We start from the raw sequence: 24,425 nt of genomic DNA, 5'->3' as shown, positions 1-24,425 counted from the left end.
ACGGTCGATCCCGGCGCCACGCACCGGATGCGGCCCGAGCGCCAGGGAGGAACGGCTTGAGCGGATTGCCCCCACGGACCGGCGCGCAGGTGCTCGTCGACCAGCTCCGGGCGCAGGGTGTCGAGCGCGTGACCTGCGTCCCCGGGGAGAGCTACCTCGCGGTGCTCGATGCCCTGCGCGACAGCGGCATCGACGTGCTCGTCTGCCGGCAGGAGGGCGGCGCGGCGATCATGGCCGAGGCCGCCGGCAAGCTCACCGGACGCCCGGGCATCTGCTTCGTGACCCGGGGCCCCGGCGCCACCAACGCCTCCGCCGGCGTGCACATCGCCCGCCAGGATTCGACGCCGATGATCCTGTTCGTCGGCCAGATCGCCCGGCGGATGCGGGACCGCGAGGCCTTCCAGGAGGTCGATTACCGGCAGATGTTCGGCGGCGTCGCCAAGTGGGCGGTGGAGATCGACGACGCGGCGCGGATCCCGGAGATCCTCGCCCGTGCCTTCCGGGTCGCGCTGCAGGGCCGCCCGGGCCCCGTCGTGGTCGCGCTGCCGGAGGACATGCTCGACGACGAGGCCGCCGTCGCCGACGCGCCGCGCGTCGTCCCGGCCGCGCCGGCCCCGTCCGGGGACGACATCGCGCGCCTGCGGGCGATGCTGGCGGAGGCGCGGCGGCCGGTGGTGCTGCTCGGCGGCTCCCGCTGGACGCAGGGCGCCGTCGCCACTTTGGCCGCCTGGGCCGAGCGCCACGATCTGCCGGTGGCGGTCTCGTTCCGGCGGGCGCAGCTCTTCCCCGCCGACCACCCGAACTTCGCGGGCGAGCTCGGGATCGGGCCTAACCCGGCGCTGCTCGCCCGGATCAGGGAGGCCGACCTGCTGCTGATGGTGGGCGGGCGCCTCTCCGAGATGCCGGCGCAGTCCTACGGCCTCCTCGGCATCCCGAATCCCGGCCTGCCGCTGGTCCACGTCCACGCCGACGCGGCGGAGCTCGGGCGGGTCTACCAGCCGGCGCTGGCGATCGAGGCGGCGCCCGAGACCTTCTGCGCGGCCCTGCCGGATTTCGAGGCGACCGGGGCCGGCCGCGCCGCCGAGGCCCACGCCGCCTACCGCGCGTGGTCCGAGACCCCGGAGCCGAAGCCCGGCGCGTTCCAGTACGGGGAAGCGATCACGTGGCTGCGCGAGCGGCTGCCGCCGGACGCGGTGATCTGCAACGGCGCCGGCAACTTCGCCACCTGGGTTCACCGCTACTACCGGTTCCGCGCCTTCGGCACGCAGCTCGCGCCCACCTCGGGCTCCATGGGCTACGGCCTGCCCGCCGCCGTGATGGCGAAGCGCAGCCACCCGGAGCGGGTCGTCGTGGCGCTGGCCGGCGACGGCGACGTGATGATGACCGTGCAGGAATTCGCCACCGCCGTGCAGTACGGGATCGCCGTCGTGGTGGTCGTGCTCGACAACGGCATGTACGGCACGATCCGGATGCACCAGGAGCGCGAGTATCCCGGCCGCGTCTCGGCGACCGAGCTGCGCAACCCCGACTTCGCGGCGCTCGCCCGCACCTGCGGCGGCCACGGCGAGCGCGTGGAGCGCACCGAAGAGTTCGCCCCCGCCTTCGAGCGCGGCCTCGCCTCCGGGCTGCCGGCGATGATCCACTGCCTCGTCGATCCCGAGGCGCTCACCCCGACCATGACCCTCGCGGCCATCCGCGAGAAGGCCCTGGCGGCGCGGCGGGGCTGACCGCCCGCACGCGCGCCGTCCCGGTGCGGCCCGCCCGCACCTCCACCGAGAGGAGCAGCTCATGACCCTGCGCGGCGAGAACCTGATCGGCGCCGAGGCGCGGCGCGGCACCGAGGCGGCCTTCCGGGCCGTCGAGGCGGCCACCGGACAGGCCCTGGAGCCGGATTTCCCGGGCGCGAGCCGGAGCGACCTTGACCGGGCCTGTGCGCTCGCCGAGGCCGCCTTCGACACCTACCGGGAGACCGACCCGGAGGCGCGGGCCGGCTTCCTGGAGGCGATCGCCGCGAACATCCTGGAGATCGGGGACGACCTCGTCACCCGCTGCATGGCCGAGACGGGGCTGCCCCGGCCGCGGATCGAGGGCGAGCGCGCCCGGACGGTCGGCCAGCTGCGCCTGTTCGCCGGCGTCGTCCGCGAGGGCAGCTACGTCGAGGCGCGGATCGACCCGGCCCTTCCGGACCGCAAGCCGCTGCCCCGGCCGGACCTGCGCCTGCGCCGGATCGCCGTCGGCCCGGTGGCGGTGTTCGGCGCCTCGAACTTCCCGCTGGCCTTCTCGGTGGCGGGGGGCGACACCGCCTCGGCCCTGGCGGCGGGCTGCCCGGTGGTGGTCAAGGCCCATCCCGCCCATCCCGGCACCTCGGAACTGGTCGGCCGCGCCGTCCAGAAGGCGGTTGCGTCCTGCGGCCTGCCGGAGGGGGCCTTCTCGCTGCTGTTCGATGCCGGCCAGTCGATCGGGCAGGGGCTGGTGGCCGATCCCCGGATCGCGGCCGTCGGCTTCACGGGCTCGCGCCGGGGCGGCACCGCCCTGATGGCGATCGCGGCCGGGCGCCCGTCGCCGATCCCGGTCTACGCCGAGATGAGCAGCATCAACCCGGTGCTGCTGTTCCCCGGCGCGCTCGCCGCGCGGGGTGCCGCGATCGGCAAGGCATTCGCGGCCTCGCTGACGCTCGGCGCCGGGCAGTTCTGCACCAATCCCGGCCTGATCCTGGCGCTGCCGGGTCCGGGTCTCGACGCCTTCCTCGAGGCGGCCGGCGCGGCCCTGCGCGAGAGCCCGGCCGCGACGATGCTGACACCCGGCATCCAGCGCGCGTACCGCGAGGCCGTGGCGCGGGTGGCCGGCCACGCCGCCGTCACCCGCATCGCCGAGGGCGCGGAGGGCGGGGCGACCCAGGGCCGGGCGACCCTGTTCGCCGCGGACTCGGACGTGTTCCTGGCGGATCCCGAGCTGCAGGAGGAGATGTTCGGCGCCTCGGGGCTCGTGGTGCGCTGCGCGGACTTCGCCGCGATGCGGGCGGTCCTGGAGCGTCTGGAGGGTCAGCTCACGGCCTCGCTGCACCTCGCGCCGGAGGATCACGCGGCCGCCCGGGACCTGCTGCCGCTCCTGGAGCGCCGCGTCGGCCGGATCCTGGTGGACGGGTTCGGGACCGGCGTGGAGGTGGCGCACGCCATGGTGCATGGCGGTCCCTACCCGGCGACCTCGGACGGGCGCACGACCTCGGTGGGCAGCCTCGCGATCGACCGATTCCTGCGGCCTGTCAGCTATCAGGACGTCCCCGACGCCCTGCTGCCGGCGGCCCTTCAGGCCGCCAACCCGCTGGGCCTGCCCCGCCGGATCGACGGCGCTCCCGAGCGCCGCTGAGCCGCGGCGGGCGGGGGCCGGACAGCCGCGATCCGCCGCTTGCCAGGGGCGGGCGCGGCGTCTAGACAGCGACCGCTCACCTTGGGGCGTCGCCAAGTGGTAAGGCAGCGGTTTTTGGTACCGCCATTCCCAGGTTCGAATCCTGGCGCCCCAGCCAAATTTTCCAAGCAAAACAGCACCTTCTGGACCAGGACATAACGGACACACCGGAACAGAAGGTGTTTTTCCGGCGCACAAGGGTCGGCACAATCCCAAATGGCTAAAGAGATCCCTTCCGTCGGCGACCTGCGCCGCAAGGCCGAGGTAACGGATGAGGAGATCGAAGCGGCCACGGCCGCCTACCTGAAGGACGAGGCCGCGAAGCCGGTCGCCTTCACCTCCGGGCACACTGTCGACTTGGCCAAGGCCATTGAGATGCACCCGCAGGCGAAGAAGCTGCAGGCCGACGAATCGACCACACCCGGCCTTCGCCGCACGATGGTGAAGACCGCCGCCATCGTGGGTTTTCCGGTGCCGAAATGAGCGACGTGCCCGATCAGAAGCGGAAGACGATCGCTGACAGCGTGTTGGCTCGGCTCAGCACCTTTGCGCTCGGCGTAGGGCTGTATGAGGGGATCGCGCGCAGCGTCGTCGAGAAGGCGGTTGCCGACATGCCGGAGGCCTCCGTCGAGCAGATCGCCGCCGCGGCTCGCATGATGATGCTGTTCATTTCGGGTTGAGAGTGAGCCATGGCCTGGACCGCGATCCTGCTGGCCCATCCGGTGAAGGAATGAGTGGGCACGATCCCGACGCCGACCGCGCGGCGACCGTCGAACGCTTGATGGAGCGGTTGAGCGGCTTCGCTCAGGGAATTGGAATGAGCGGCACGGGCGCGCGCGCGATCATCGACCGCGGGATTGCGTCCGAACCCCTAGCCGGGGACGTCGACTTTATGGCGAAGGCGCGCACCTGGATGCTGATCGCGCTGGGATAGCGGCATGGACGACGGCGTCGCCCCGATCATGAAGGCGGTGACGGCGCTGCGGGCCGCCGGCGCCGCCGATCGGCGAAGACCTCCAGCGCCCGCACTGCGGTCCTCTGGCGCTCTAATCCGAAAGCTCTGCACCGTCCGCAAAGGGTGGTTTTTCGCCGTTCCCCTCTAGGAGGCGAATGCACTGGAGCGGACATCACCAACGTGCCCGCCTCCCGCCTTCGTGATCCTGCCTGAGGTAGCCTTCGCCTCAACGACCAGGGGCGCTGCCCTGGGCCGCGATTTCCGCGGTCGCCCGGGCGAGATCCCGTTCGAAGCGAGGATCGTGGAACAGCGCCTCGGCGATGACGGCCGCAGCGATCTTCCCGGCTTCGAGGTCGCTCGGGAAATGGGTGCCGGCGATCATGCGGTTCTCCCCGTAGGACGCGGCGAACGCGAACAGCGCCTGGCGCTTCTCGGGCACGAGGCGCGACAGCACCGTGGCCGCGAGATACCCGAACGTGGCGTGCCCGCTCGGGTAGGACGTGCTGTCGGAGCGATGCCCGAACGTGGCGAGGTCCGGCTTCAGCGTGTAGGGGCGCGGCCGGGCGATGGCGGCTTTGGCCGCCAGCACGGCGAGTTCGCCGTCCTGGAACACGCGCTCGATCAGTGCCGCGGTGACCGGCATCGTCTCCGCGGTGAAGGCCGGGCCGAGAACCCCGCCGAAGCGGTCGAGGGTGCAGGGCAGGTTCGCGGTGATGCGGCGCTCGTCGGTGGGTGTGCGAGCTCGGACGGCGGCTTCCACGGTCTGCATGTCCGCCTTGGCCGCTTCCGAACCGGCTTCTGGCGGGGGCGGCAGCACGCGCTGAAGCGCCATCGCCGGCGGGTCGATGTAGGTGCTGTGCAGCGTCCCGCCGGCGGCGGGCAGGGCGAGGGACAGGAGCACGGCCAGCGGCGCGATGAACCGCTCACGCCCCCCGCCGGACATCAGGTGTTTCACCGTCCCTCCTCACGCCACGCCGGGCCGTACCGCCCGCAGCCACGCACCCGGGCCGCTCCGAGGCCGCCCAGGGGCGGTCTCCGGCATCAGCGTCACGAGCACCCCGAGCGCGACCGCTGCCGCGGCAGCGCACGCGAGATAGGCGGCATCGAACCCCGCCTGCTGGACTAAGGTTCCGGCGATGACGAACGACAGCGATGCGCCCGCGCCCTGCACGGTCCCGATCAGGCCGTGGGCGGCGTTGTAGCGGCCGGTCCCGCGGGTGATATCGGCCATCACCAGGGGCTTCATCGCACTGAGCAGGCCGGCGCCGACGCCGTCGAGGCACTGGACCGCGATGAGCCAGTACGGGTCGCGCCAGACCAGGTAGAGCAAGGCCCGCACGGGCAGCGCGGCGAAACCGATCACGAGCAAGGGCTTGCGGCCCCAGCGCTCGGCCCGGCGGCCGACGATGAGCCCCATCGGCACCATCACCGCCTGCGCGCCGACGATGCAGACGGAGACGATGACCGACGACCAGTCAGGGCGCGCCTGCCCGATCTCCTGCGCGACGAGGGTCAGCAGCGGCGCGTTGGCGAAATGGAAAAGCCCTACGCAGGCCGCGAAGATCATGAGCGGCCGGCAGGTCAGCAGGGTCCGCCAGCCGGCCGGGGCTTTCTCCCCATCACCCTCGCCGCCGCCGCGGGCCCGGCGCGCGTCGATGGCACCGCGCGGGATGGAGTAGAGCGCCGCGGCCGAGACGATGGCGCAGGCCGGGACTAGGAGGAACACCGCCCGGTCCGGGAACAGCCAGCCGACGAGCCCGATCAGCACGGCGATGGCGACGTTCCCGGACCGCTCCAGGGCCGCGTTGCGGCCGAAGCGGCGGGCGATCCTGTCGGCCGGGAACAGGCCGAGCGTGAGCGTCGCGATGGCTGGGCTCAGCATGCCCCCAACGGCGGCCAGCACGCAGGACGCCGCGAGGACGGGCCAGAACTGCGGGAAGAGCGCGACGAGGAGGGTAGCCAGCGAGAGCGCGACCAGGGCGCCGAGCAGGATGACGCGCTTGTCCCGCACCGCGTCGATGGCGGTCCCGATGGGCGTCTGCGCGACGATGCCGACGATGCCCGACACCGTGCTGACCAGTCCGACCGAGGCGTCGTCCCACCCGCGATGCACGTAGAGGTAGACGTTGAGGTAGGGCTTGATTGCCCCATTCACGTCGATCAGCAGGAAGTTCAGGAGGTCGAGAGGTTTGGAAATGGACTTCCGCCTCGGGGCGGGAGGCCGCCCGTCACCTTCGCTGCTATCCTGCTCCACTTGGTCGGCCTCCCTTTCCAGCCAACCTAGGGCAGGGCAGGACGGAACCGAGCGGTAGCCCAGCCCGACCATGTCCGCCTTCCAGAAGCGTTCGATGCGACTGGCCAGACCGAGTTGGGTCGGTAGAAGACCCGAGTGGCTACCGGCGATGCATGCAACTGCTGCAGGACGGCGCGGTGTAAGCAGGGCCGCCTTGGAAGCGACCCTGCCGGGAACTTACAGACCATATGATGCGGGTAAGCTCGCGGTCTTTACCGTGCGGGTGCGGTGGTGCTCCCGCCTGCACCGACGCCAGGACGCGCGGTGCCGGTTCCGGGCACCGCTGCGGCGCCAGTTGCGGGTGAGCGGGTGCTGGTACCTGTCGTCTCTTCGGCCGCCTTTTGCCCCTCGCTCTTCACAGAACCCGGGTTGTTCATGTTGCCCGTAGCGCTCCCTCCACCGGCTGGCTGCTGGGCATAGGCTGTGCCGGTCAGAGCAACGGCAAGCGTGGCCGCAAGGCCGTACATCTTGATGCGCATAGGGGTTTCCTCAATCGTCCCAAGTTTGGGATCGTAGATCAACGCCATTCGCGTACTCATTGTTCAGTGGAGAGTTGCGGCGATGTGCGCGAGGACGGAAGTGAGCTCGGGTATCACCGAGGTGAGGATTCGGCGGCCGGCACTTGCCGACGGCGTTGGTGCCCTCGGGCGATCGGCAAAGATGCGGAGGCGAGCACTAGGCTTATTGCGAGCTCGCCCGATGTCCGCTCAAGGGCGGGCAGGATCAGGCCAGCCATGTGAAGGATTACGGCCCTGTTGGAGCGGGCCGAGCGCTGACGACGTCTGCTTCGGCGCATGCTTGGACAACGGGCAGCGACCGCCGCAGGCCGGAAATTCAGCGTCCGCTTCGGGACGAAGGGCCAAGGTCCAGTTGCCACCCGAGCCGAAAGTGCCGGAGCTCTGACGAGCGGCCGCTTTTGAGAAGTGCTGACGGCTGCCCGCATGGCCGGGTTGGGTCGAAACCGGGCGGGACTACGGGTTCAGCCAAAACTGGGAGCTGTGGCGCCTGGCCGCGAGCCTCCAGCTGGTCGGGGACGGCGGCTCGCGGTAGCCCGTCAGCATGCCGAAGGTCCCATCGCCTCGAGGCGCCCGGCCGCGCCAGGACATCCGGCCGCGCGTTCTGGCAGCCCTCACACACGAGCCGTCGACCGCTACCAAGATCGCTGAGCGTGCCGGGATCCCCGGTCGGGCGCGCGCCATGCACGCCGCCCGCGCGCTGGTGCGCCTGGAAGCCGATAGGCTGGCGATCAGCGAGCTGCGCCGAAACGTCACCCGGTGGCACTCCGCGGCGGCCGCTCCCGCTTCCGCACGATCCGAGCGCGATCCCGCAGGGTAATCATGTGCGTCGGCCACTCCAGGCACGCCGCCTCGAACGCGGCGATCGCCACGGACAGCGGGTAGATCGTGGCGAGGTGCAGCTCGATGCCGCCGCCCGTCTCACGCCAGACCTCGACCGTGTAGGGGATGCCCGGCGGCACCGGAGCGTTGGTCCGCCGGTACGAGGGCAGCGTGATCGCGGCGAGGCAGAGGCGCTCGTATTTCCGCGCGGCCGGTGCCCCAGGTGCGCGCTGGTAGCGGCACGAGGCCGTCAGGTGGCGCAACAGGTCGACCGTCGAGATGTCGGGTCCGTACTGCTCGAGCAGGGTCGCGACGGTGTAGCGACCCGAGCGCTTGCAGGAGGCGCAGTCGACGTAGACCCGACCGGCCTCCACATTGCCCAGGCGCCCCATTCTGGTGGCTCTCCGCTCGCGAACGAATGCGGAACAAGCCTGAGGCGGGGACGCGCTTCAACCGCCGCCGGACGAGGCACGCGAGATCGTGGTGGAGCGGTGTGGATGACGTTCGGAAAGGCGAATCGCGTCAGGTGCTTCGGCTGACCCGAGCCGCGAACTCCCAGGCCGGTGGCCCCCAGGTCTGCCCGGCCTTCGTCCGGTAGCCGGCGAGGCGGTCAAACACGATCCGGTCGGGCTCGACGCCGACGACCTTGCTGTCGCTGACCATCAGCGCGCCGGCAATCAGACGCATTCAAATGCAGAGCGGCCAGCCCCAGCTGGTGAGCATCGAGCTACCGGCGGCTGACTCCACCGCGACACCGCCCGCCATCCCAGCGGCTTTCCTGACAGGATGCTCTCGGCATAATCGGCGCTCCCCCGCCCCGATCTGCTCACGGGGCGGGGAAGCGCCTGATCTCACCAGAGTGTGAATGGGGCGTCCTACTGATCCGTGATGTCGATGGTGGCCCGCGCCCGCATCACGAGCTTGCCATCTTCGTCGTAGGCTCGGGCGCTGCACTCGGTCGACCCGTCGATCACGCATTCGTCGTGGAGGATCGCCGTCAGCGTCTTCCCGAGCATGGCGCGCAATGCCACGTGGCTGGATAGCTCGACGCCCTCGTCGTCTTCGACTTCGTGGCCGTTGGCGGTGCTGATGAAATAGCGTGACACTCACGCCTCCGTGGTCAGGCCCCCTGCGCCGCAAACCCGAGGCCGCGCTAACGGTTCGTCATGGTGACCGGTACTCGGGACAAGAAGGCCCGAGGCCGGCATCGGTGATCATCCCTTCAGAGGGTCGGGCTTCTGACCGTCGGGGAGCATCTGCTTGAGCCTGTCGTACACCACCTCCGCGCTAAAGGGTTTGCCGACGAAGTGCGCCCCTTCCGGCATCTCGCCGGGACCGGGCTTATGGCGGCCTGAAGCGACCAGGATGCTCACGTGCGGCCAGTCCCGGGCGGTCTCGCGCGCGAGCCCGAAGCCATCCATCGGACCGGGCATGTTCACGTCGGTGAAGAGGACGACGATCGAGGCGTGATGTTCCCGAAGCACCACGAGGGCATCTTCGGCATTCTCGGCCTCGAAGGTGCGGAAGCCCGCATCCTCCAAGATGTCGAGGGCGGTCATGCGGACGAGGGCGTCATCGTCGGTAACAAGGGCGTAGGGCCGGCGATCTGAAGGACAATGATCCATGCACCTGCCCACGACCTGAGATTGTCTCGGCCATAGACCTGACGAGTCCCGTTTGCAAAGCGCGCGATCGCCCATGAAAAAGCCCGCGCCGGCGGACCGGGCGGGCATCTCGGGGCAGGCACCGAAAGGGGGAAAGTTCAGCCAAACCTGGCACTGAGGGTTGGCCAGACCTAGGGAAAGGAAAGCCCCCTGACAGTAGTGATGCAGGGAGCGACGGCGCGGCACCCGCCCGGGCAAATCGAACCACCCACCGTTGAAAGCGTTCACGCCCCTCAATAACGGAGAGCACGACATGAAGGCGATCTCAGCGACCGTCCTTGGCCTAGCGCTACTGAGCGGAGTGACCCCGGCCTCGGCACAGCCCTACGGCGGACGCGACTACGGCTACGATCGCGGCGACTACGGCCCCCGTGACCGAGGCTACGGAGATCGCGGCTACGGCGACCGTGACCGCCGCGACTACGATCGCGACTATGATCGAGGCTCGCGGGGCGGGCGTGGCGACTACGCTTTCAACGAGGAAGAGTATCTGCGCTGCAATCCGGACGTACGACGGGCGGTCATCGGCCGAGCGATCAAGTCCGGTCTGGAACACTACCGCAAGGTCGGGATGGCCGAAGGCCGGAAGTTGACCTGCAATTAGAGCGCATCTGAGGAGCAGAGCAGGATGCGAAAAAGCCCCGCGCGGCAGTGCCGGCGGGGCTTAGTGAATCCATGAGAGGATTCGGTCAGCGTGAAAGCCGAGTGCTGCAGCGGTGCGCCGGGCACGAAAGAACCGCTGCGGCCGAAGCCGGGCGGTTCGAGGTGATCTCGCCGGGGGAATGTCGAGGCGCGTTCTACGCGCAGGATGGTGGCGCGGTTCCAGTCGCCGATCCGGCTCAGCGCCCCGCCAGCCCGACCTTGGCCAGCACGATCCCCCCGAAGGCCAGCAGCGCCGCCGAGGCCAGGCCCCAGCCGATCTTGCGCAGGTCCCGCACCTGGCCGGCCACCTCCGCGAGTCCCTTGGCCGCCTCCGCCTTCGCGCCGTCGACCGCCTTGTCGATCCGCCGCTCGATCTCGTCGCGCGCCACGAAGTGCTCGATGTCGCGCCGGTAGGCCACGCCCTCCAGCTTCTCGTCCATCCGGTCGGGCTTGCCCCCGAGCGCGTCCATCTGACGTCCGGTCGCCTCCACGCGCTCGATCAGGCGCCCGATCCACTCGGGCAGGTGGTCGGCCATCGCATCCCTCCCGCGCGCGCCGCGGCTCGCCGCCCGGGCCTGCGGGCGCGCTCCGTGAGCCGGGTGTGAGGTGCCGTCCGTCACGGCGCCGGTCCCGCCGGGGCCTCAGGCCTTCGGCCCGATCACCTGCGGGACGATCTTGTCCACGGACCGGGCCAGCATCCCGGAGACGTTGATGCCGGTGATCGCCCGCCACGCCGCCTGGATCCCGCCCTTGCCGGAGACGCGCGGGATCGCGTTCCGCAGGGGCGCGAGCACCGGGTAGAGCGACTTCGCCCCGAGCTCGAGGTCGTAGAAGGTCAGGCCGGAGATGGGCGAGGTGCCCTGCGCGAAGGTCGACTTCTGCAGGTCGATCCCGAGCTGGGCCAGGATCGGGTCGGTGAGCGGTTTGGACTGCGCCTCCTTGAGGAGGGCGAGGACGTCGACATGCTGGGTCATGGGGCGTGATCCGGTTCGGATGCACGGCCGCGCCGGCGCTGACCCGTCCCCGGGGCGCGCGACATCGGACGTAAGGGGGGATGGTGGGCCGTGCGGCCCGTCGGGGGACGCCCGCGATCCGTCCCCGGACCCGCGGTGCGTCGAGAGAGTGGGTCGGTGCGCGGTATGCCGGACGGTCTACGTCAGGATGTTGGCCTCGATACCGACGGTCTCCATTGTGTGGTGTCGCGACGGTCCACCTTCGCGCAAAGACCTGAGGAAGCGGGCGTCCTCGCCGCAACTGTTCCCGACCAGAAGAGGTCTTATCCGATAACCGCTACGGGTCGTTCCGACCTGCCAGCCTGCTATGATCGGCCCGGGCCGAAAAATCGGCTCTGAATGGTCTTACCCGACAACGAGATCCGACGGATGGCCGTCGCTGACCGCGACAATACCGATGCTGAACCGGTTCTAGATTCGTGGCCGGGATCGCTGCGCGCTGGATCGAACACCGGTCGGGTGACGTTCCTCATCGCCTACACTGGCCAAACAGGAGGATCGCTCATGCGTATTCGCTATCTGCTGCCGCTCGTCGGCCTGCTCGCGCTCTCGGCCTGCAAAGACGAGAAGAAGGCCGAGAATCCTGCGCCGCCTCCGCCTCCTGCCAGCACGGCGCCGGCAAACCCTGCGCCTCCGGCAACGACGACAAACCCGGCTCCAGCCAACAAGCCGTAATCGAAGAGCGTTCTAGGTGGCGGGTCCTGTTAGGTCTTCCAAGCCAACAGGATCCGCCTATCCCGACCACGGCTCCGGCGCCACTCCGATCATGATGCCCACCCCTAATTGAACCACCTGAATTGGCTGCTTTAGGTGGGTTTCCGCCGGTCCGCTTCCGAGCAGCAATGGACAGAAGCGGACCTTGTATTTTCTGCCGCTTCCGACCGTCGACAGGCGCAGATCTTGCTCATTCAGTCGAACGACGCTCGATCCATTTGCTCACGGGATATCAACATACGGACGATCTCTAATGGTTGGTCGCAGCCCACCAGTGGCCTGATCGATGGCCAAGGCAATCTCCTCCTCACTGCGTCCCCCGCTCACGGCGAAGCGGCCGCCGAAGACAAAGTGAGGGACCGATCTGACCCCGGCGGCTGCCGACCGGGCCGCCTCCTGCTCGACGCGTCGGTGCTGCGCGGGATCGAGCGCCAGCGCGCGGGCTTCCTGACGCTCGAACCCGTAGGCCACGGCGATATCGGCGAGGATATCGGCGTCCGAGATGTTCTTGGCCTCGAGGAAATGGGCACCGGTGATCGCGACTGCGAGCCGGTGCTGCGTACCGCGTTCCCGCGCCGCGAGGATCAGCCCGTGCGCCGCCTGCGTCCTGTAGGTCCAGGCTTGGCGGCTCAGGTCTAGGTCGAGGCCGGACGCCCGCGCCTCCTCCTCGGGCCGGGCGAACGACACTTTCGGGTCGGTCACGCCATAGCGCGAGCGGAGAAGGTCGGAAATGTGCAGGCCCTCCGCGGGCGCATCGGGAAGCAGGAGGACCGGATGCTGACGGATGTCCACGTCGAGCGCGGGGAAGCGCTCCGCCAAGACCTTGTCGAGACGATGGTGTCCGATGATGCACCAGGGACAAGTGACCTCGGTGTAAAGGTCGATTGGCAGCGTCATGGCATCACCCTGATCGGGCCGACGGGACTGGGTACCACTCAGATCACGCATGCAGCGTTTCCAGGACCGAGCGGACCCGGCCTGCGGTGGCGTCGATGGCGGCCCGGGCCGCCTCCGGCCCGAAGACGGTGCCTTCCACCCGGACGAGTTCGACGTCGGTCAGTCCGATGAAGCCCAGCAGGTGGCGCAGATATCCGGTCTGGAAATCGAAGGGGGCCCATTCGCCTTCGGAGAAGACGCCGCCTGCGGCGGCAACGAGATAGACCTTTTTGCCGGTCAGGAAGCCTCGCGGCCTGCCGCCTTCGCCGTAACCGAAGGTAACGCCCGGCCAAGTGATGTGATCGAACCAGGCCTTGAGCTGCGACGGCGGGCCGAAATTGATCATGCCAGAGCCCAGGACGATCAAGTCGGCGGCCTTCACCTCGTCGACAAGCTCCTGGGCAAGGCGGACCGCCTCGGCCTGCTCGGGCGTGCGCTCCTCGGGGGGCGCGACGCGGCCTTGGATGTAGGCCTGTCCGATATGCGGCAGCGGGGCGGCCGCGAGATCGCGGATCGAGAGGGTGCCGCCTGTGCGAACCATCAAGCCTTCGGCGATCTCGGTCGCGAAGCGGGTGGAGAGGCTATCGGCGCCACGGGGGCTCGACGTGACAAGGAGTATGGAGGCCATCGTTGCTCCGACACGAACAGAACGGTAATTTATTGTTACCGACCCTATTAAAGTGCCCGCTCCGACCCTCGCAAGAAGGCATTCCTATGACACTTAGTGACATCGATTTTCCTACCCCCGGCGAAGGTGACGATTGCCGGGTGGTGCGCGAAATCCTCGATCTCGTCGCCGATAAATGGAGCCTGTATGTCATCGCCACGCTCAAGGATGGACCGGTTCGGTTCAATGAGCTGCGGCGTCGGATCGACGGGATCTCGCAACGGATGCTGACGATCACCTTGCGCGGACTGGAACGCGACGGTTTGGTCAAACGGACACTATTCGCGACTATTCCGCCGCGCGTGGATTATGAATTAACGGATATGGGGCGGACCCTGTTCACTCCAGTTATGGCCCTCGTAACTTGGGCGAACACCAACCAGGGCAGCATCCAACGCGCCCGGGTCCGATATGATGAAAGCCAGGGCGTGCGCGCGGGACAGCCCGCACAGTAGCCTGACGCTGACGGCGACTTCGTCTTTGTTCTTGGGCGAGCCACGCCATCAAGCTGCGCCCTACACCACCAAGAAGTGGCTGCTTTTGGGTTGCGCGGACGGCGACCTGAATGTCTGCGTTGGGTCGCTAACAGACTGGCCGCTCAGGGTGGTTTCCGGAATGTCGGCTTTCCGACGACGGTCTCGCAAAGCTGCCGTTGCTCGGGGCGGACCTCAGCCATCCGCCGCGGGTCGTTGGCTCAGGTGAGGGCTGCGAGCTTCAGCGCATGGTCTCGGATGTCCGGTGGCCATGCTGTCATGCGTTCTGCAAAGCCGTCGGTATCCCCGGCGAAAAGCGCCCGGATAACCTCCTCAAACCCAGGCAGATCGCCAGCCAACGCCGAAAGGAAGCGATAGGCGGCCTCTCTCGCTGCCTTCATCCCGGTCCGCCCACCATCTGCCCGCCGCGCTTCGTCGACAAGGCGCCGCAATGCTTGCGATGCACCTCCTGGCTGGGATGCAAGCCACTCCCACTGACGGGGAAGCAGCGTCACCTCGCGGGCGATGACCCCGAGTTTCGGGCGACCTCGGCTTCTTGGCGCACCATCGGGATCCGGTCGGCTCTCAACGTTGCTCGTGGCGTCTCCCGCATTCGCGAGTTCGGCGAACCGTGCGGTGATGTCCGCCTCTGTTCCACGCAGATCGAGGTCGATGACGGAGCCCGACCTGTCGTCGAAGGTCAGGATCGGACCGCCTTCTTCCGCCGCCCGCGCCTTCACGGCGAGAGCCACGTCGATCAAGCGACCGCTCGCGAGCCGCCGCACGCCTGCGAACACGGTGAACGTTCTCATCGGTTCTTCTGGCATGAGACCTCCATGCTGACTGCCATAGCTGCTGTGAGCCCTTGCCGTCAATTTTACCCGGGCGATATTGCGTAAACGTGGTGCGTTCGGTAGCGTCTCCGCCAATCTGTGAGGGCACGAGATGGGAACGGAAGACCGAAAGGCCGCCGTGAGCGCCTACAAGAAACGGGAAGTCGAGAGCGGCATCTACGCTGTCCGCTGCAAGGTGTCCGGTGCGGTTTGGGTCGGCAGCTCGCCCGACCTATCCAAAATCCAGAACCGCCTCTGGTTCACCCTCCGGCAGGGAACGAACACGCACCGCTCGCTCCAGAGCGCGTGGACTGCGCATGGAGCGGAGGCGTTCAGCTTCGAAATCGTCGAGCGGTTGGACGCTGAAGAGATCGGGTATGTCCGCGACCGGGTGATGAAAGAGCATCTCGTTCAGTGGGCGGAGTGTCTCCAGGCCATCCGGATATGAGCCCAGAACACTCGTCTGGCCGTGTGGCGACCAACGGCATCACCCTGGCCTACCACAGCTTCGGCGACGAGGCGGCCGAGACGATCCTTCTCATCGCTGGGCTCGGCTCGCAGATGATCCGCTGGACCGACCCCTTCTGCGGCGAGTTGGGCGCGCGCGGCTTTCGCGTCGTGCGGTTCGATAACCGGGACACAGGACGGTCGACCTACTTCACCGAGCACGGCGCGATGGACTTCGCGACCTTGGCCTCTGCGCTCACTGAGGGACGGCGGCCGAACCTCGCCTACACGCTCGATGACATGGCCTCGGATGCGCTCGGTCTGCTCGATGCCCTGTCCATCCGCCAAGCCCACATCGTCGGCCGCTCGATGGGCGGCATGATCGCCCAGATCCTGGCGAGCGAACACCCGTCTCGTGTTCTCTCGCTCACCTCGATCATGTCGGCCACGGGCAATCCGGGGATGCCGTCGGCCGAACCCGCCGCCATGACGATGATGATGCGTCCCGCCCCCGATCCTGCATTGGACGAGGCGGGTTTCCTTGATCACGGTGTTGCCTTCGCGCGGCGCATCGCGGGCACGGCTCATCCATTCGACGAAGAAGCCTGCCGCGCTCTCCTCCGGGAGGAAGTTCGGCGAGGCCGTGCGCCGGGTGGGTTCGGACGCCAGCTCGCAGCGGTCGGGGTGGCTGGCGACCGCCGGTCACGGCTCGCCGCGATCACGGCGCCGACCCTCGTTGTTCACGGGACTGTCGATCCCATCTTTCCTCGTGCCTGCGGCGAGGACACCGCGGCCTCGATCCCGGATGCGGAGATGATGCTGATCCCCGGGATGGGCCATGATCTGCCACCCTCCTTGGATCGAGCTATTGCCGATGCGATCGAGCGAACCGCTCGCCGTTCAGGCATCTCGGCACCAAGCGGGTAGAAGGGCCTGATCCCGCGAGTTCGAGCGACCGCTTTCAAGAAGGCAGTTGTGCCGTTCCTATGGCGATAGTGGGTCGCATGCGGAATGGCTGCTCGGGGTGGTTTTCAGCTGTTCCGCTTGCAGGCGGCAAAGGCATGTAAGCGGACAGCCTACGCCGCGACGTCGGACTTCTTCCAACGGGCACGAACTCGGACACAGCTCACCGAGAGAGAACCGTTGGCGTCGTCCTGCTCGGTCAGTCTCTAGCATCCCCGCCGTCGCGGAAGGTTCGAGGTACCATCGACCCGCGTCTCGCATCTGATCCTGTCGCGACTCACCGTGACAGACGAGTGCCGACGAGAGGTCACTGCGGCCGGAACCGGTCGATGTGGTGAGGCGCAATATTTCTCGCCGATCACCCAAATTTAGACTGTTGATGTTTCCAGGCAGAAACACTTGAAGTCGCGCGACCCATCCCGACACATATTTGGAGGTTCCGTTCCAAAGGCATCAAATATGTTATAAGAAATGGAATTTCGGAGATTTCGCCGTGATCCGCCCCCAATGAAGTGGTCCGCCCTGAGGTATGGCTTTCGGGCCAGGACGAGGACGGACAGATGGGAACGAAGCGGCACAAGCCGGAGGATGTCGTCGCCAAGCTGCGGCAGGTGGATGTGCTGGTCTCGCAGGGCCAGAGCGTTGGGGACGCGATCCGCACGATCGGCGTGACGGAGGTGACGTACTATCGCTGGCGCAAGGAGTACGGCGGCCTGAAGAGCGACCAGGTCCGGCGCATGAAGGACCTGGAGACCGAGAACCAGCGGCTCCGGAAGGCGATCGCGGATCTCACGCTCGACAAGCTGATCCTGCAGGAGGCTGCCCGGGGAAACTGACCAGCCCCGCGCGCCGACGCGCCTGCATTGAGCATGTGATGGACGTCCTGGACGTCTCCGAGCGCCGCGCGTGCCGTGCGCTCGGCCAGCATCGTTCGACGCAGCGCAAGGTGCCGCGGGGCAGAGACGATGAGGCGGCGCTGACCGCCGATCTCGTGGAACTGGCGCGCCGGTACGGGCGCTACGGCTACCGCAAGATCGGCGCGCTGCTGAAGGCGGCCGGGTGGTTGGTCAACGACAAGCGGGTTGAGCGGATCTGGCGGCGCGAAGGGCTCAAGGTGCCCAGCCGGCAGCAGAAGAAGGGCCGGCTGTGGGACGGGGATGGATCCTGCATCCGGCTCAAACCGGAGCGGCGCGACCACGTCTGGGCCTACGACTTCGTCGAGGCGCGCACGCATGACGGGCGCAAGTTCCGGATGCTCAACGTCGTCGACGAGTTCACCCGCGAATGTCTGGCGATCCGCGTTGCGCGCAAGCTGAAGGGAGCTGACGTGATCGACGTGCTCTCGGAGCTGTTTATCCTGCGCGGCGTGCCCGAGCACGTTCGCTCCGACAACGGGCCCGAGTTCATCGCCAAGTCGGTGCAGTCCTGGATTGCGGCTATTGGCGCGAAGGCTACCTACATCGCGCCGGGCTCACCGTGGGAGAACGGCTTTGTCGAAAGCTTCAACGCGCGATTGCGGGATGAACTCCTGAACGGCGAGATTTTCTACACCCTGAAGGAGGCGCAGATCATCATCGAAAGCTGGCGTCGGCACTACAACACGATCCGCCCACACGGTGCGCTTGGCTACAAGCCACCAGCGCCGGAAGTGTTCGTGCCAGCCATGACCGCTTGGCCGACTGCGCTCGCCCGACCGGCTCCGTCGGCCAAGCTACCCGTAGAGCAGAGGCCGACCCTGCACTAACTTTGAACTCGGACCACCGCATAGGGGCAGGTCACGCTTCCCGTCAGCAGGGCTGCTGTGGCATCAGCGGGTATGAGCAAAAGCGCTGATACCCCGACTCCCCTGTTCGAGATCCACCACGGCGATGCTGTCATCAAGATCGCCGACGATTGGAGTGGCCACGTCCTGATCGAGCAAATTTACGACGGGCTGCGCCAAGCCCGGCACTCGCGAGATGAGGGACGAACTCCACTGATGCCACCTGCTCTCGGAACTGAAGCCGCCAACAACATTATCGAGGCCGCAGAATCTCACGGCTTCCGACAGATCGAAGGCGACGGAGGTTACAGGGCTAACGCCAAACAGATCGTGGCCCTGGTGACGAGGATGCAGGACAAGGGCGCGAAATCCGCAGTCTAGGATCGCGAGCCTTGAATAACAAAGCAGTTAGCGGCCCCGTTCGGATGTTCAACGCTTCAGTTGAGAAGCCCAAAAGCGCACATCCTGTCGATCAAGGTTGAAGGCCTTATCTCCAGATCTTTCGATACAGGATCGACCGTCAGGAGCGCCCAATCAGGGCGCCAGCTCGCTGTTCGGTTGCTGCAGACTTCGTCTGAACGTCCTTCAAATCTGCGCCACCGCGTCGGGATCGAGCACCACTCCCAGTTAGCGTTAAGCCGCCACGGCAGCGATACCCCTTCGCCGCATGTGAGCGCATCCAGTCTGCGCACCGCAATAATCGGCCCGCAAAAAACGCTTGAAACATACCTTTTGGTCGGTATGTTGTGAGGACAGATTCGAGCGTGCGAGCATGCCCAGTCCCACCGTCGCCTACGTCGCCCTCGTCCTCGCCATCGCCTGCGAGGTCGCCGGCACGACCCTGCTGCAGTTGTCCGAGCAGTTCACGAGGCTCGTGCCCACCCTCGCCATGGCGGCGTTCTACGCCGCCGCCTTCTACTTCCTCACGCACGCGCTGAAGACCATGCCCCTCGGCGTCGTCTACGCCCTCTGGAGCGGCGTCGGCGTCGTGCTCACCGCGGTCGTCGGCAGCACGCTGTTCAAGCAGGTCCTCGACCTGCCGGCGCTGGTCGGCATCGGCATGATCGTCGGCGGCATCGTGGTGATGCAGGCGTTCTCCACCGTGACGGGGCACCGGCCATGAAGACCGCCTCCCAACGCAAGAAGGATCCCGAACTGGTCCGTCGCACGCTCCTCGATTGCGCCATGCGGCTGGCCTTGGAGCATGGACCGGCCGGCATCACGGTCCAGGCCGTCGCCGAGGCATCCGGCGTCACCAAGGGCGGTCTCTTCCATCATTTCCCGAGCAAGCAGGCCCTGGTCGAGGGCCTCTTCGCCGATCTGGTGGAGAAGCTCGACGCCGACATCGACGCGGCCATCGCCGAGGATCCGTGGCCACGCGGCAGCTTCACCCGAGCCTACGTCAGAGCGACCTTCGACGACCTGCCCCAAGGCCAGGGGAACCCGGCGGCGGCCCTCTACGTGTCCGCTCTGGCGGAGCCAACCGTGCTCCGCATGTGGGCGGATTGGTTCACGACGCGGTTGGCGCGTCACCGGGCGACCGACGACGCGCCGATCCTTGAGATCGTGCGCATGGCCGCCGACGGGGCTTGGCTCGCCCACCTCATGCGGGAAGACGGCGCCGCCGTTCCGGATGCGGCGGGGCTGCGAGAGCGGCTCATCGCGATGACGCTCACGGACTGACGCCGGCCGCGCGCCCCCATTCCCAACCCAGAAGCAAGGACCCGCTGATCCATGCGACAGCGCGAACGAGGACGCATGTCCGTCATCCCGATCTACACACCCATCCTCCTCGGGCTGCTGCTGCTTGCAGGCGCCTGGGCACGGCATGCCTCGCAGGACGTCGCCGGGTCGCCCGCGGCGACTGGGTCGATCCCTCTGCACACGCCGGAGCCGAGCAAGGAGCCCAGCCGATGACCCCGCCATTCGATACCCGCCGGGCCGTTGCGGCGCTCGCGATCACGCTCGCGCTTACGCCGGTTCGGGCAGGCTCGGAGCCGGTTTCCGGCGAGGTAGGCAGGTCCCCGCCCGTCGTCAGCGTGGTCGGTGCCGTCAAGCGCGAGATCGCCGAGACCGCCATCGTGACCGGAACGCTCGTGCCCCGCGACGAGGTTCTGGTAGCTCCCGAGGTCGATGGTTACCGCATCACGGAAGTGCTCGCCGAGGAGGGCGCCAGGGTCGAGCGCGGCCAGGTGTTGGCCCGGCTCTCGCGCGACCTGATCGAGCGCCAGATCGCGCAGCAGCAGGCGGTGGTCGCGAAGGCGGCGACCGCCGTGCCGCAGGCGAAGAACAACATCGAGCAGGCCGAGGCGGTGGAGATCGAGGCCCGGCTCGCTTTCGAGCGGGCTCGCCAGCTCATGCAGACCGGGAACACCACCGCCGTGGTGATGGAAGGGCGGACGGCCACCCTGCGCCAAGCCGAAAGTCGTCTCGCCTCCGCCCGGAACGGGGTCGCCGCCGCCGAGGCGGACCTGGACCAGGCCCGGGCGATGTTGTCCGAGCTGGAGCTGCGTCGCGCCCGCACCGAGATCCGCGCGCCCGAGGCTGGCATCGTGAGCCGGCGCACCGCGCGCGTGGGCATGACGGCTTCCGCATCCGCCGATCCGCTGTTCCGGCTGATCGCCCGCGGCGAGATCGAGTTGGAGGGCGAGGTCACCGAGACCATGTTGCCGCGGCTGCGCGAAGGGGCTCCCGCGTTCGTCGAGATCGGAGGCGAACGCGTCGCGGGCAGCGTCCGCGCCGTCTATCCAGAGGTCGACCGGGCAACCCGCCTCGGCAAGGTGCGGGTGCGGCTCAAGCCCGATCCCCGTCTCCGTATCGGGACCTTCGTCCGTGGTGGAATCGAGATCATGCGCGCCGCCGGCGTGGTGATCCCGCTGGGGTCCATCCGCTATGGCGGCTCGGCCCGCGGCACGGTCCTCGTCGTATCGGGCGACATCGTCGAGGCACGCGAAGTCCGCACCGGTCTCGCGGAGGACGAGACCGTCGAGATCCGCTCCGGTCTCGGCGAGGGGGAGCAGGTCATCGCGAAGGCCCAGAGCTTCCTGCGCAACGGCGACCGCGTGCGCGTCGCCGCGGCCTCCACACCGGCTCCATCCGGCGACGCCCAGCTTCCGAAAGCCGGCCTTGAGGCCGCCGCCGGGACGCCCTGACAGCCAGCCCCTCCCGACCGGACACCCGTCATCCCATGCACCTGAACGTTTCCGCCTGGGCGATCCGCAAGCCCATCCCGCCGCTCGTCCTCTTCATGGTGCTGGTGGTGCTCGGCCTCGTCAGCTTCCTCAGGTTGCCGGTGACGCTGATGCCGAAAGTCGACGTGCCGGTCGTCTCGGTCACGATCACGCAGTCGGGCGCCGCGCCGGCCGAGCTGCAGACCCAGGTCACCAAGTGGGTCGAGGACTCCATCGCCGGCGTGCGCGGCGTCAAGCACATCACCTCGGCGATCACCGAGGGCATGTCGGTCACGACGGTCGAGTTCCGGCTGGAGGTGAACACCGACCGCGCCGTCAACGACGTCAAGGACGCGGTCTCGAAGGTCCGCATCAACCTGCCGCGCACCATCGACGAGCCGGTGATCCAGCGCGTCGACATCGCCGGGCTGCCCATCCTGATCTACGGGGTGACAGCTCCCACGATGGCGCCGACCGACCTCTCCTGGTTCGTCGAGGACACGGTGGCACGCGCCCTCCAGGGCTTGAAGGGTGTCGGCGGCGTGACCCGCGTCGGCGGCGTCGCCCGCGAGGTTCGGGTGACGCTGGACCCGGATCGGCTGCTGGCGCTCGGGATCACGGCCGCCGACGTGAACCGGCAGCTGCGCCTGACCTCCGCCGACATGGCCGGCGGGCGGGGCGAGGTCGGCGGGCGCGAGCAGTCGATCCGCGCGCTCGCCGCCTCGCGCACGGTGCATGACCTTAAGGAGACCAGCATCGTCCTGCCCGGGGACCGCAAGGTCCGACTGGAAGAGTTGGCGACCATCGAGGACTCCATCGAGGAACCGCGCTCCTTCGCCAGCGTGAACGGCGAGGCCGTCGTCGCCTTCGCCGTCTCGCGGGCGAACGGGGCGAGCGACACCGAGGTCGCGGCGGTGGTCGATGCCAAGGTCGCCGAGTTCCAGGCGAACTACCCGGACGTCCGGTTCGAGAAGATCGACTCTTCCGTGGCGATGACGCTCGGCAGCTACGACTCGGCCATGCACACCCTGCTGGAGGGAGCGGCCCTCGCGGTCGCGGTGGTGTTCATCTTCCTGCGTGACTGGCGGGCGACGGTCATCACCGCGACCGCCCTTCCGCTCTCGGTCCTGCCGACCTTCTGGGCGCTGGACGCGATGGGCTTCTCGCTCAACATGATCAGCCTGTTGGCCATCACCCTGGTGACGGGCATCCTGGTGGACGACGCCATCGTCGAGATCGAGAACGTCGTCCGGCACATGAGGATGGGCAAGTCGCCCTACCGCGCCGCCCTGGAGGGCGCGGACGAGATCGGGCTCGCCGTCATCGCCATCACCGCGACCCTGATCGCGGTGTTCGCCCCCGTCTCCTTCATGAGCGGGATCGCCGGCCGCTACTTCATCCAGTTCGGCCTGACCATCGCGGTCTCGGTGTTCATGTCGCTGCTCGTCGCGCGCCTGATCACGCCGTTGTTCGCGGCCTACTTCCTACGGGAGCATGGCCACCACGAGGAGCGCGAGGGGCCGGTGATGCGCGCCTATGCGCGCCTCGTCGGCTGGTCGGTGCACCACCGCGTGGCGACGTTGCTGGTCGGTCTCGCGCTGTTTGCCGCGTCGCTCGCCTCGGCGGGACTTCTGCCGGCTGGCTTCATCCCGAAGCAGGACAACGCCCGCACGATGTTCAAGGTCGAGCTCGCCCCCGGCGCGCGGCTCGCCGACACCATCTCCGTCACCGACCGGCTGACAGCCCGCATCCTGACCCTCCCGGAAGTCGCTTCGGTCTTCGTGGATGGCGGCCGGCAGGCAAGCGGCGGCCAGGAGACCCGGTTCGCCACGTTCACGGTGAACCTCACGCCGAAGGCAGAGCGCTCCCGCAATCAGGAGGCCATGGAGATCGCCATCTCCCGAATGCTGTCCGAGGAACCCGACATTCGTTCCTGGACGCTGCGCGATAGCGGCCAGCGCGACCTCGCCCTGGTGGTGAGCGGACCGGACGTGGACGTCGTCACGGAGGTCGCCGAGCGGCTCCAGCGCGACATGGCGGCGATCCCGCACCTCGTCTCCGTGATGTCCACCGCGCCGCTCGACCGGACCGAGGTGCGCATCCGCCCGAAATCGGGCGTCGCCGCGGACCTCGGGGTTTCGACCGACACCATCGCCGAGACGGTGCGGGTCGCCACCATCGGCGACGCAGGGATGAACCTTCCCAAGTTCAATGCGAAGGACCGCCAGGTCCCGATCCGGGTGATGCTGCCGGAGAGCGCCCGAGGCGCGGTCTCGCGCCTGGAGACCCTCAAGGTCCCGGCCAAGAACGGGGCGGCGGTGCCGCTGACGGCGGTGGCCGAGATCGAACTCGGCCAGGGCCCCGGGGCAATCGAGCGCTACGACCGCGCCGTACGCGTGGCGGTGGAGGCCAACATGGAGGGTTCGGACGCGCTTGGCTCCCTGATCGAGCAGGCGCTCCAGACGCCGACCGCCAGGAGCCTGCCGCCGGGCGTCACCATCAAGCAGACGGGCGACGCCGAGATCATGGGCGAGGTCTTCTCGGGCTTCCTCATGGCGATGGCCGCCGGCATCATGATGGTCTACGCGGTCCTCGTGCTGCTGTTCGGCAACTTCCTGCAGCCGCTCACCATCCTGTTCTCGCTGCCGCTCTCCGTCGGGGGCGCGATCCTCGGCCTGCTGCTCGCCGACATGTCGATCTCCCTCCCCGTCATCATCGGCATCCTGATGCTGATGGGACTGGTGACGAAGAACGCGATCATGTTGGTCGACTTCGCCGTCGAGGAGATGCGGGGCGGGGTCGATCCCGTCGCGGCAATCGTGGATGCCGGGCGCAAGCGGGCGCGCCCCATCGTGATGACGACGATTGCCATGGCGGCCGGGATGGTGCCTTCGGCGCTCGCTTTCGGAGACGGCGGCGAGTTCCGCGCGCCGATGGCGGTGGCGGTGATCGCCGGCCTGATCGTGTCGACGCTGCTCTCCCTCGTCTTCGTGCCGGCGGTGTTCCTGCTGATGGACAGCCTCGGGCGCGTGCTCGGCGGCCTGATGGGCCGCTTCGTAGGCCCTCGGGACGACCCTGACGGCAGCGCCGGGGATGTACGGAAGGTGTCAGAAGCTCGGGGTGCTTGAGAGCATGCCGAGAGCCCGATTGG

General features: G+C 68.1%; 28 protein-coding genes and 1 tRNA gene. 17 read left to right on the top strand and 12 right to left on the bottom strand.

Annotated features, from left to right (window positions below; translation table 11 throughout):
- Window positions 1-56: 56 nt before the first annotated feature.
- The 6 genes from MOTC310_RS03450 to MOTC310_RS03425 all read left to right on the top strand — a co-directional run bounded on the left by MOTC310_RS03450 (window position 57) and on the right by MOTC310_RS03425 (window position 4,339).
- The gene (locus MOTC310_RS03450; protein WP_331300808.1) at window positions 57-1,727 is read left to right on the top strand and encodes a thiamine pyrophosphate-binding protein; all 1,671 of its coding nucleotides are present in this window, start codon (window positions 57-59) and stop codon (window positions 1,725-1,727) included.
- Between the two features lie 61 nt (window positions 1,728-1,788).
- Window positions 1,789-3,366 (top strand): aldehyde dehydrogenase (NADP(+)), encoded by a 1,578-nt coding sequence (locus MOTC310_RS03445; protein ID WP_331300807.1) that lies wholly within the window; start codon window positions 1,789-1,791, stop codon window positions 3,364-3,366.
- 82 nt (window positions 3,367-3,448) lie between these two features.
- Window positions 3,449-3,523, top strand: a tRNA-Gln gene (locus MOTC310_RS03440).
- A gap of 98 nt (window positions 3,524-3,621) precedes the next feature.
- A complete protein-coding gene (locus MOTC310_RS03435; protein ID WP_331300806.1) occupies window positions 3,622-3,888 on the top strand; it encodes a hypothetical protein in 267 nt (88 codons plus the stop codon).
- Window positions 3,885-4,085 (top strand): hypothetical protein, encoded by a 201-nt coding sequence (locus MOTC310_RS03430; protein WP_331300805.1) that lies wholly within the window; start codon window positions 3,885-3,887, stop codon window positions 4,083-4,085. The genes MOTC310_RS03435 and MOTC310_RS03430 overlap by 4 nt, the downstream gene beginning before the upstream one ends.
- 50 nt (window positions 4,086-4,135) lie before the next feature.
- Complete coding sequence (locus MOTC310_RS03425) at window positions 4,136-4,339, top strand: hypothetical protein (protein WP_331300804.1); 204 nt, start codon at window positions 4,136-4,138, stop codon at window positions 4,337-4,339.
- 247 nt (window positions 4,340-4,586) lie between these two features.
- On the opposite strand, the gene MOTC310_RS03420 is transcribed toward MOTC310_RS03425, so the two are convergent.
- The 7 genes from MOTC310_RS03420 to MOTC310_RS03390 form a co-directional block, all read right to left on the bottom strand.
- The gene (locus MOTC310_RS03420) at window positions 4,587-5,315 is read right to left on the bottom strand and encodes a phosphatase PAP2 family protein (protein ID WP_331300803.1); all 729 of its coding nucleotides are present in this window, start codon (window positions 5,313-5,315) and stop codon (window positions 4,587-4,589) included.
- Window positions 5,316-5,324: 9 nt separating this feature from the next.
- Window positions 5,325-6,614 (bottom strand): MFS transporter, encoded by a 1,290-nt coding sequence (locus tag MOTC310_RS03415; RefSeq protein ID WP_331300802.1) that lies wholly within the window; start codon window positions 6,612-6,614, stop codon window positions 5,325-5,327.
- Between the two features lie 251 nt (window positions 6,615-6,865).
- Complete coding sequence (locus tag MOTC310_RS03410) at window positions 6,866-7,180, bottom strand: hypothetical protein (protein ID WP_331300801.1); 315 nt, start codon at window positions 7,178-7,180, stop codon at window positions 6,866-6,868.
- Between the two features lie 740 nt (window positions 7,181-7,920).
- Window positions 7,921-8,382: a hypothetical protein gene (locus MOTC310_RS03405; protein ID WP_331294572.1), complete on the bottom strand. Its 462-nt coding sequence runs from the start codon at window positions 8,380-8,382 to the stop codon at window positions 7,921-7,923.
- 130 nt (window positions 8,383-8,512) lie between these two features.
- The gene (locus MOTC310_RS03400; RefSeq protein WP_331300800.1) at window positions 8,513-8,677 is read right to left on the bottom strand and encodes a hypothetical protein; all 165 of its coding nucleotides are present in this window, start codon (window positions 8,675-8,677) and stop codon (window positions 8,513-8,515) included.
- A gap of 188 nt (window positions 8,678-8,865) precedes the next feature.
- Entirely contained in the window at window positions 8,866-9,096 is a 231-nt protein-coding gene (locus tag MOTC310_RS03395; protein WP_331300799.1) for a DUF6894 family protein, read from the bottom strand.
- A gap of 108 nt (window positions 9,097-9,204) precedes the next feature.
- On the bottom strand, window positions 9,205-9,615 hold the full coding sequence (locus MOTC310_RS03390) for a response regulator (protein WP_331294569.1): 411 nt from the start codon (window positions 9,613-9,615) through the stop codon (window positions 9,205-9,207).
- Window positions 9,616-9,907: 292 nt separating this feature from the next.
- On the opposite strand from MOTC310_RS03390, the gene MOTC310_RS03385 reads away from it, so the two are divergent.
- Window positions 9,908-10,258 (top strand): hypothetical protein, encoded by a 351-nt coding sequence (locus MOTC310_RS03385; protein WP_331300798.1) that lies wholly within the window; start codon window positions 9,908-9,910, stop codon window positions 10,256-10,258.
- Between the two features lie 235 nt (window positions 10,259-10,493).
- Here the strand turns inward: MOTC310_RS03385 and MOTC310_RS03380 are convergent, their stop codons facing one another.
- Both MOTC310_RS03380 and MOTC310_RS03375 read right to left on the bottom strand, forming a co-directional pair.
- Window positions 10,494-10,832 carry a hypothetical protein gene (locus MOTC310_RS03380; protein WP_331300797.1) on the bottom strand — a complete coding sequence of 113 codons (339 nt, stop codon included), beginning with the start codon at window positions 10,830-10,832 and terminating at the stop codon, window positions 10,494-10,496.
- A 105-nt stretch (window positions 10,833-10,937) separates the two neighbouring features.
- Complete coding sequence (locus tag MOTC310_RS03375) at window positions 10,938-11,270, bottom strand: hypothetical protein (RefSeq protein ID WP_331300796.1); 333 nt, start codon at window positions 11,268-11,270, stop codon at window positions 10,938-10,940.
- Window positions 11,271-11,678: 408 nt separating this feature from the next.
- On the opposite strand from MOTC310_RS03375, the gene MOTC310_RS03370 reads away from it, so the two are divergent.
- Window positions 11,679-11,984: a hypothetical protein gene (locus MOTC310_RS03370; protein ID WP_331294565.1), complete on the top strand. Its 306-nt coding sequence runs from the start codon at window positions 11,679-11,681 to the stop codon at window positions 11,982-11,984.
- Window positions 11,985-12,245: 261 nt separating this feature from the next.
- On the opposite strand, the gene MOTC310_RS03365 is transcribed toward MOTC310_RS03370, so the two are convergent.
- Window positions 12,246-12,971, bottom strand: coding sequence for a DsbA family oxidoreductase (locus MOTC310_RS03365; protein WP_419539852.1), 726 nt, complete (start codon window positions 12,969-12,971; stop codon window positions 12,246-12,248).
- On the bottom strand, window positions 12,964-13,587 hold the full coding sequence (locus tag MOTC310_RS03360) for an FMN-dependent NADH-azoreductase (protein ID WP_331300795.1): 624 nt from the start codon (window positions 13,585-13,587) through the stop codon (window positions 12,964-12,966). The genes MOTC310_RS03365 and MOTC310_RS03360 overlap by 8 nt, the downstream gene beginning before the upstream one ends.
- Before the next feature lie 86 nt (window positions 13,588-13,673).
- On the opposite strand from MOTC310_RS03360, the gene MOTC310_RS03355 reads away from it, so the two are divergent.
- Window positions 13,674-14,081, top strand: coding sequence for a winged helix-turn-helix transcriptional regulator (locus MOTC310_RS03355; protein WP_091982053.1), 408 nt, complete (start codon window positions 13,674-13,676; stop codon window positions 14,079-14,081).
- A gap of 239 nt (window positions 14,082-14,320) precedes the next feature.
- Here MOTC310_RS03355 and MOTC310_RS03350 read toward each other — a convergent pair whose 3' ends face one another.
- The gene (locus MOTC310_RS03350) at window positions 14,321-14,926 is read right to left on the bottom strand and encodes a DUF2239 family protein (RefSeq protein WP_331300794.1); all 606 of its coding nucleotides are present in this window, start codon (window positions 14,924-14,926) and stop codon (window positions 14,321-14,323) included.
- A 118-nt stretch (window positions 14,927-15,044) separates the two neighbouring features.
- Here MOTC310_RS03350 and MOTC310_RS03345 point away from each other — a divergent pair, with 118 nt between their 5' ends.
- From MOTC310_RS03345 to MOTC310_RS03310, 8 genes are all read left to right on the top strand, one after another.
- Window positions 15,045-15,380: a GIY-YIG nuclease family protein gene (locus MOTC310_RS03345; RefSeq protein ID WP_331300793.1), complete on the top strand. Its 336-nt coding sequence runs from the start codon at window positions 15,045-15,047 to the stop codon at window positions 15,378-15,380.
- Window positions 15,381-15,403: 23 nt separating this feature from the next.
- A complete protein-coding gene (locus MOTC310_RS03340) occupies window positions 15,404-16,306 on the top strand; it encodes an alpha/beta fold hydrolase (protein ID WP_331300792.1) in 903 nt (300 codons plus the stop codon).
- A 596-nt stretch (window positions 16,307-16,902) separates the two neighbouring features.
- Window positions 16,903-18,086 (top strand): IS3 family transposase gene (locus MOTC310_RS03335; RefSeq protein WP_331300791.1). Its coding sequence is split into 2 segments (ribosomal slippage): window positions 16,903-17,167 and window positions 17,167-18,086, totalling 1,185 coding nucleotides; the frame shifts between segments, so codons are not numbered across the junction.
- A gap of 72 nt (window positions 18,087-18,158) precedes the next feature.
- Window positions 18,159-18,485 carry a hypothetical protein gene (locus MOTC310_RS03330; protein ID WP_331300790.1) on the top strand — a complete coding sequence of 109 codons (327 nt, stop codon included), beginning with the start codon at window positions 18,159-18,161 and terminating at the stop codon, window positions 18,483-18,485.
- Between the two features lie 391 nt (window positions 18,486-18,876).
- The gene (locus tag MOTC310_RS03325; RefSeq protein ID WP_331300789.1) at window positions 18,877-19,227 is read left to right on the top strand and encodes a DMT family transporter; all 351 of its coding nucleotides are present in this window, start codon (window positions 18,877-18,879) and stop codon (window positions 19,225-19,227) included.
- Window positions 19,224-19,787: a TetR/AcrR family transcriptional regulator gene (locus tag MOTC310_RS03320; RefSeq protein ID WP_331300788.1), complete on the top strand. Its 564-nt coding sequence runs from the start codon at window positions 19,224-19,226 to the stop codon at window positions 19,785-19,787. Before MOTC310_RS03325 ends, MOTC310_RS03320 begins: the two co-directional genes overlap by 4 nt.
- A gap of 230 nt (window positions 19,788-20,017) precedes the next feature.
- Window positions 20,018-21,256 (top strand): efflux RND transporter periplasmic adaptor subunit, encoded by a 1,239-nt coding sequence (locus tag MOTC310_RS03315; protein ID WP_331300787.1) that lies wholly within the window; start codon window positions 20,018-20,020, stop codon window positions 21,254-21,256.
- A gap of 35 nt (window positions 21,257-21,291) precedes the next feature.
- Window positions 21,292-24,402, top strand: coding sequence for an efflux RND transporter permease subunit (locus tag MOTC310_RS03310; RefSeq protein WP_331300786.1), 3,111 nt, complete (start codon window positions 21,292-21,294; stop codon window positions 24,400-24,402).
- Window positions 24,403-24,425: the final 23 nt, after the last annotated feature.

This window comes from Methylobacterium oryzae (assembly GCF_036441375.1).
GTDB lineage: Bacteria > Pseudomonadota > Alphaproteobacteria > Rhizobiales > Beijerinckiaceae > Methylobacterium > Methylobacterium oryzae_A.
Note: the sequence above shows the minus strand (reverse complement) of the source record. Positions and strands in the feature narration are given on the sequence as shown.

Excerpts from the sequence above, each read along its gene's own strand:
- MOTC310_RS03445 (WP_331300807.1), top strand. The coding sequence starts at position 1,789 with ATGACCCTGCGCGGCGAGAACCTGATCGGCGCCGAGGCGCGGCGCGGC.
- MOTC310_RS03435 (WP_331300806.1), top strand. The coding sequence starts at position 3,622 with ATGGCTAAAGAGATCCCTTCCGTCGGCGACCTGCGCCGCAAGGCCGAG.
- MOTC310_RS03430 (WP_331300805.1), top strand. The coding sequence starts at position 3,885 with ATGAGCGACGTGCCCGATCAGAAGCGGAAGACGATCGCTGACAGCGTG.
- MOTC310_RS03425 (WP_331300804.1), top strand. The coding sequence starts at position 4,136 with ATGAGTGGGCACGATCCCGACGCCGACCGCGCGGCGACCGTCGAACGC.
- MOTC310_RS03410 (WP_331300801.1), bottom strand. The coding sequence starts at position 7,180 with ATGGCGTTGATCTACGATCCCAAACTTGGGACGATTGAGGAAACCCCT.
- MOTC310_RS03405 (WP_331294572.1), bottom strand. The coding sequence starts at position 8,382 with ATGGGGCGCCTGGGCAATGTGGAGGCCGGTCGGGTCTACGTCGACTGC.
- MOTC310_RS03400 (WP_331300800.1), bottom strand. The coding sequence starts at position 8,677 with ATGCGTCTGATTGCCGGCGCGCTGATGGTCAGCGACAGCAAGGTCGTC.
- MOTC310_RS03390 (WP_331294569.1), bottom strand. The coding sequence starts at position 9,615 with ATGGATCATTGTCCTTCAGATCGCCGGCCCTACGCCCTTGTTACCGAC.
- MOTC310_RS03385 (WP_331300798.1), top strand. The coding sequence starts at position 9,908 with ATGAAGGCGATCTCAGCGACCGTCCTTGGCCTAGCGCTACTGAGCGGA.
- MOTC310_RS03380 (WP_331300797.1), bottom strand. The coding sequence starts at position 10,832 with ATGGCCGACCACCTGCCCGAGTGGATCGGGCGCCTGATCGAGCGCGTG.
- MOTC310_RS03375 (WP_331300796.1), bottom strand. The coding sequence starts at position 11,270 with ATGACCCAGCATGTCGACGTCCTCGCCCTCCTCAAGGAGGCGCAGTCC.
- MOTC310_RS03370 (WP_331294565.1), top strand. The coding sequence starts at position 11,679 with ATGGCCGTCGCTGACCGCGACAATACCGATGCTGAACCGGTTCTAGAT.
- MOTC310_RS03365 (WP_419539852.1), bottom strand. The coding sequence starts at position 12,971 with ATGCGTGATCTGAGTGGTACCCAGTCCCGTCGGCCCGATCAGGGTGAT.
- MOTC310_RS03360 (WP_331300795.1), bottom strand. The coding sequence starts at position 13,587 with ATGGCCTCCATACTCCTTGTCACGTCGAGCCCCCGTGGCGCCGATAGC.
- MOTC310_RS03355 (WP_091982053.1), top strand. The coding sequence starts at position 13,674 with ATGACACTTAGTGACATCGATTTTCCTACCCCCGGCGAAGGTGACGAT.
- MOTC310_RS03350 (WP_331300794.1), bottom strand. The coding sequence starts at position 14,926 with ATGCCAGAAGAACCGATGAGAACGTTCACCGTGTTCGCAGGCGTGCGG.
- MOTC310_RS03345 (WP_331300793.1), top strand. The coding sequence starts at position 15,045 with ATGGGAACGGAAGACCGAAAGGCCGCCGTGAGCGCCTACAAGAAACGG.
- MOTC310_RS03330 (WP_331300790.1), top strand. The coding sequence starts at position 18,159 with ATGAGCAAAAGCGCTGATACCCCGACTCCCCTGTTCGAGATCCACCAC.
- MOTC310_RS03325 (WP_331300789.1), top strand. The coding sequence starts at position 18,877 with ATGCCCAGTCCCACCGTCGCCTACGTCGCCCTCGTCCTCGCCATCGCC.
- MOTC310_RS03320 (WP_331300788.1), top strand. The coding sequence starts at position 19,224 with ATGAAGACCGCCTCCCAACGCAAGAAGGATCCCGAACTGGTCCGTCGC.
- MOTC310_RS03315 (WP_331300787.1), top strand. The coding sequence starts at position 20,018 with ATGACCCCGCCATTCGATACCCGCCGGGCCGTTGCGGCGCTCGCGATC.
- MOTC310_RS03310 (WP_331300786.1), top strand. The coding sequence starts at position 21,292 with ATGCACCTGAACGTTTCCGCCTGGGCGATCCGCAAGCCCATCCCGCCG.